This is a genomic window from Marivita sp. (genome assembly GCF_017643905.1).
In the GTDB taxonomy this organism is placed as follows: domain Bacteria; phylum Pseudomonadota; class Alphaproteobacteria; order Rhodobacterales; family Rhodobacteraceae; genus Marivita.
This window is the reverse complement of record NZ_JAEPMO010000222.1, coordinates 1-5,091: the sequence shown is the minus strand read 5'-3', so window position 1 is coordinate 5,091 and position 5,091 is coordinate 1. Positions and strand designations below refer to the sequence as shown.

At 62.3% G+C, this 5,091-nt stretch carries 6 protein-coding genes; all 6 read left to right on the top strand.

The window, feature by feature from the left end; genetic code table 11:
• Positions 1–194, top strand: a 194-nt coding sequence (locus JJ869_RS21975) for a DUF6441 family protein (RefSeq protein ID WP_292270804.1), incomplete at its 5' end; no start/stop codon positions are given.
• A gap of 737 nt (positions 195–931) precedes the next feature.
• Positions 932–1,351, top strand: coding sequence for an acyl-CoA transferase (locus JJ869_RS21970; protein WP_292270802.1), 420 nt, complete (start codon positions 932–934; stop codon positions 1,349–1,351).
• Between the two features lie 24 nt (positions 1,352–1,375).
• Positions 1,376–2,314: a phage tail tube protein gene (locus JJ869_RS21965; RefSeq protein ID WP_292270799.1), complete on the top strand. Its 939-nt coding sequence runs from the start codon at positions 1,376–1,378 to the stop codon at positions 2,312–2,314.
• Positions 2,314–2,676 carry a hypothetical protein gene (locus tag JJ869_RS21960; RefSeq protein WP_292270798.1) on the top strand — a complete coding sequence of 121 codons (363 nt, stop codon included), beginning with the start codon at positions 2,314–2,316 and terminating at the stop codon, positions 2,674–2,676. Before JJ869_RS21965 ends, JJ869_RS21960 begins: the two co-directional genes overlap by 1 nt.
• Before the next feature lie 95 nt (positions 2,677–2,771).
• Complete coding sequence (locus JJ869_RS21955) at positions 2,772–3,008, top strand: hypothetical protein (RefSeq protein WP_292270795.1); 237 nt, start codon at positions 2,772–2,774, stop codon at positions 3,006–3,008.
• Positions 3,009–3,056: 48 nt separating this feature from the next.
• Positions 3,057–5,091: phage tail tape measure C-terminal domain-containing protein (locus JJ869_RS21950; RefSeq protein WP_292270791.1), on the top strand; the 2,035-nt coding region annotated here is incomplete at its 3' end.

The window sequence follows — 5,091 nt, the reverse complement described above, 5'->3', positions numbered from 1 at the left end:
TGAACAGCCGCGGACTGGGCGTTGCGTCTCGCTCAAAGACCGGGCGCGGTAAGGCGACAGTACCGATCTTCCTACTGGTGCCACAGGTGAAGCTCGCGAAACGGCTGGATCTGGCGCGGGATGCAGAGCGCGCGCAGGCGGTGATACCAGGGCTGATCGTGGCGACTTGGGTGGAAGGACAGTTTGCGCAGTAATTAGCATTCCAGTGGGGCGGGATCAGAACTTCGGTCGAGTGGCTCGGCTCCAATTTGATGCACTGTCTTTTTTGAAGTCATCTCTCGACCCCATTGGCTCGATGATCCTTATTTGCGCCCGAGGGTTCTGGTCCAAATGCTCCGAACAGCAAAGCGTGTGCGGTACAGCCTCTAATGTGATTTCTGATATCTCTGATCCACAAACAATACACTTTTTGGCCGACTGACGACTCAATGTCGGAACGCGCTGCGCTTCCAAGGAAAACAAATCAAGGGTGATTTCTTTTGATCGACATTTTGAACAAACAACAGGGTCTTTTAATTGCTGCACATGCTCGTCGCTGATTTCGTTGTGAAAGGGCTTGGTGTGTCCACACCTCACACAACGGAGGATGGCGTGAACTTTGCCATCGTTCGGGAGACGTTTCACAGTCTGGTGTCTAACAGTCAAAGCCATATTGGTTCGATCAGCGATCAAGTCATAAGCGTACCATCTGGTTCCGAGCATTAAGGCATAGATTTCCAAGGTCACCAAGCACCATGAAAGCCATGACGAGGAAGAGAAACCCGACATCATCACTGACGACAGCGCTATCTGTCGGCAGACCGGTGCAAAACCGATCCACCAATGAACTTAGGTTCATCGACTAATCTGGCGGCACACGGTCTTCGGATCAAAAACTACCCTTGGTGGTGAATGGCAGCCCTTCCCGAACAATTTGATCGCTGATCGTTATATGCCCACCCCCCGCGAAACCATCCTCACCGCGCTGCATGCGCGGCTTTCGGCGTTGCCCGCCACCGCGCTGCGGGGTGACGTGCTGCCCGAACGTGTCCCGGCCGAGGGGTTGCTGATCCTGCGCGACGGCGAGCCGGGGGAGCCCGAGGTGACGCTGTCGCCGCTGCGCTATCACTACCAGCACCGCGCCGAGATCGAGGCTGTCGTGCAGGGCAGCGCCCGTGACGCCGCCTTCGACACGCTGACCGCCAGCATCGGCGCGGCGCTCGCCGCCGACCACACGCTGGGCGGGCTCTGCGACTGGGTCAATGCGGAGGCGCCGCGCCCGGTCGATCTGCCGGTCGATGGCGCGGCCAGCCTGAAGGCGGCGGTGATCCCGGTAGTGCTGCACTATTCCACGGCCGACCAGCTCGGCTGATCCCCGCAACCCAAGGAGAACACCATGGCACGAGCCCAAGGGGCGCGGGCGCAAATGGCGCTCGCGTTCGAGACGACATACGGCACGCCGCCCGTGAGCGGCTTTACCAAGATGCCCTTCGCCAGCACGACGCTCGGGGCCGAGCAACCGCTGCAGACATCGGAGCTTCTGGGCTATGGCCGCGATCCGCAGGCCCCGATCAAGGACGCGGTGACGGCAGACGGCGATGTGGTCGTGCCGCTCGATGCTGAGGCCTTCGGCTTCTGGCTGAAGGCAGCCTTTGGCACCCCGACGACCACCGGCGCCGGGCCCTACATCCACGAGTTCCGCTCCGGAAACTGGGCCCTACCGTCATTCTCGGTGGAAACCGGTATGCCCGAAGTACCGCGCTATGCGATGTATTCCGGCTGCATGGTGGATAGCCTCAACTGGCAGATGGCGAGGTCGGGCTTGCTGACGGCCACTGCCAGCATAGTTGCCCAAGGCGAAAACATCGCCACGAGCACCGCGGCCGGAACGCCGACCAATATTGCCCTGAAACGCTTCGGCCATTTCAACGGTTCGATCACTCGGAACGGCGCCAACATAGGTAACGTTGTCTCTGCCGACCTTACCTATGCCAACAATCTCGACCGGATTGAGACCATCCGCGCCGATGGCAAGATTGACGGCGCGGACCCGTCTATCGCTGCGCTCACCGGCAATGTCGTTGTCCGCTTTGCTGACCAGACGCTGGTTACGCAAGCGATCAATGGCGAGGCCTGCGAGTTGGAGTTCTCCTATACCCTGCCCACAGGCGAGACCCTGACCCTGACCGCCCACGCTGTTTACCTGCCACGCCCCCGGATCGAGATTTCCGGGCCTCAAGGCGTGCAAGCGACCTTTGACTGGCAGGCCGCCAGCGATCCCGTCGCGGGCCGGATGTGCACCGTCACGCTGACCAATGACCGCGAGGATTACTGATGCTGCGCCTGAACCTATCGAACGAACCACACTGGCTCGATCTTGGCCATGGAGTGCGCCTGCTTGTGGAACCGCTCACCACCGCCGTCATGCTGGCGGCGCGCAGCGATCCGGCAATTGTCGCGGCCGCCGCTGATGCTGACGGGAGCACCTCCAACGACGACCTCGCCCGGATCGTCGCCAAAGCTGTCGCGCGCATTGTCGTGAAGGACTGGGACGGCGTTGGTGATGAGGACGGCAAACCACTGCCGCTGACCCCGGATGGCATCGACGCCCTGCTGGAACTCTGGCCGATCTTTGAGGCCTTCCAGACCAAATATATCGCCGGCGCGCTGATATTGGATGCGGAAAAAAACGCCTGACCGCTCTCGCCGACTGGGAATTCGGCGGGGGCGGTGAGTATTGCGCAGCTTGTTCCTCCGCGTGCCCGGAATGCCCACGCACTCTCCATCAACCAATGACCCTTGAGGGATGGCAGGTCTGGGATCTTGTCCAACGCCTCGGCGGCCAAGTTCGGGGTGCTGGCGGCATGAGCGGCGGCGCTGTTCTTGGCTGGGATATGGGCGCAGCGCTGCAACTCGGCGCGGCCCTCGGGCTTTCGCCCCTCATCCTCGCGGAACTCCTGCCGCCCATTGAGGCGGTGATGGTGCGCAAAATCAATGAAACCCTGCAGGCCGGATCAGGCCTCACCTGACCTCGTTTCCATTGGGAACGAGGTGTCATCCATTGAGGACGTCTTTCCATGGCAGAAAAGCGCGTTTCCGTCCGGCTTTCCGCGACTGGCGGCCGACAAGTGCGTGCCGAGTTGGAGGGCGTTGGCGAGGCCGGGTCGCGGGGCTTCGGCCGTCTCAGCCGTGAAATGGAACTCGCGAACACCCGCATGGCGGCTTTCGCGCGCCGGGCCAGGATCGCCGCGACCGCTGCCGCGACTGCTTTGGCCGGTGCCGTTGTCGCGATGACCCGCTCGACCGTCGCGGCCGCCAACGAAATCAACCAGCTTTCCCAGATAGCCAATGCCACCCCGGAGGTCTTCCAGCGCTGGTCCGCGGCCTCGGCCACCGTTGGCATCGAACAAGAAAAGCTCGCGGATATCCTGAAGGACGTGAACGACCGCGTGGGCGACTTCCTGCAGACAGGCGGCGGCCCTATGGCGGACTTTTTTGAGAACATCGCGCCGCGGGTTGGGGTGACGGCGGACCAGTTCGCCCGGCTTTCGGGGACGGAAGCCCTGCAACTCTATGTCGACAGCCTCGAGCGCGCGGGCGTCAGCCAACAGGAGATGACCTTCTATCTCGAGGCCATGGCGTCCGATGCCACGCGGCTGATCCCGCTTCTGCAAAACGGCGGGGCAGAGATGACCCGGCTTGGGGCACAGGCGCAGGCCCTTGGGGCGGTGCTCGACGCTGATGCCATCGCCGCCATGCGCCGGTCGGAACTCGCCCTCGTTAGCATCGGCCAGGTCTTCACCGGGGTGCGCAACCGGATTGCTGTGGCTCTCGCCCCGTCGCTGGAGGCAGTGGCCAATGCGTTTGTCGACCTTGCGTCCAGCACCAGCCCGATCAGTCGGGCTTTTGATGCCGTACTAGCCAACCTTGATCGGCTGGCGATTTACGCTGGGACCTTTGCCACCTTCCTCGCCGGACGCTGGGTAGCTGCCATGGCCGCTGCGGCTCTCTCTATTCGTGGGCTCGCCACTACACTTGTGGTCCTGAAAGGCACGCTGATCCGCACCGGCATCGGTGCGCTGATCGTCGGCGCAGGGGAACTGGTCTATTGGTTCACGCGGCTCGCCTCCGGCGCAGGCGGCTTCGGTAAAGCCATGCGGCTCTTGAAAGATGTCGCTGTTGAGGTCTGGGAACGGATCAAAATGGGGGCCAACGCGGCTGGGTCGCGTGCCACGGCCATGTTTTATGATCTCAAAGCCGATGCCGCGACCGGCATGGCTGGAGCTATCGAGAGCGTCGTGGCCTTTGGCAACACGACCGCTAACACCTTCGAGGGCGCACTTCTCGCCGTGCGCGAGATCTGGTCGCGTCTGCCGGATGTGATCGGCGATCTGGTCTTCTCGGCGGCCAACCGCATGCTCGACGGGATCGAGGCCATGCTGAACGGCGCAATTCGCCGAATTGACGCCTTCACAGGCCTCATACGGGATGCGCTGGCGGCGGTCGGCATCGAGACCACCTTTGGCCAGATCGGAGAGATCAGCCTTAGCGACATCCCGAACCCCTTTGCCGGAGCCTCCGCAGATGCAGGAACGGCTGCAGCAGAGGCCTTTCGCCGAGCCTTCGAGGATAACCCACTTACTGTTCCCGATCTTGGCCTTGATGGAATTGCAGCGGATGCACTGGAAACAGCCAATATTTACCGGCGTGCCGCCACAGACCTTGCGAACGGCGCGACAGCCCCACTTACCTCCTGGGGCGCGCTTCGTGACGCCGTTGCGGGCACAGGTGAAGAAGGCGCGGCGGCGCTGGATGAGGCCACGGCTTCCGCGGATCGGTTGTCTGATGCGATGGGGCGTGCCGGTGGCGCGGCAGGAAGTGCCGGAGAACGGATCGCCACGGGTTGGCGCGCAGTCTCTGAATCTCTTCAGGCCTATGCCACGGATGCGCTAAACTGGGGCAAAGGCCTCGGCGAAACCCTGACCGGTGCCTTCAACGGTGCGGAAAGCGCGTTCCGGAGTTTTGTTGAAACGGGCAAGTTCGACTTCAAGAGCCTCGTACGCTCGATCCTGGCGGACCTGGCGGTTCTGTCGTTCAAGCGCGCGGTGCTGG

Coding starts and splice junctions, on each gene's coding strand:
- JJ869_RS21970 (WP_292270802.1), top strand. CDS start 932: ATGCCCACCCCCCGCGAAACCATCCTCACCGCGCTGCATGCGCGGCTT.
- JJ869_RS21965 (WP_292270799.1), top strand. CDS start 1,376: ATGGCACGAGCCCAAGGGGCGCGGGCGCAAATGGCGCTCGCGTTCGAG.
- JJ869_RS21960 (WP_292270798.1), top strand. CDS start 2,314: ATGCTGCGCCTGAACCTATCGAACGAACCACACTGGCTCGATCTTGGC.
- JJ869_RS21955 (WP_292270795.1), top strand. CDS start 2,772: ATGACCCTTGAGGGATGGCAGGTCTGGGATCTTGTCCAACGCCTCGGC.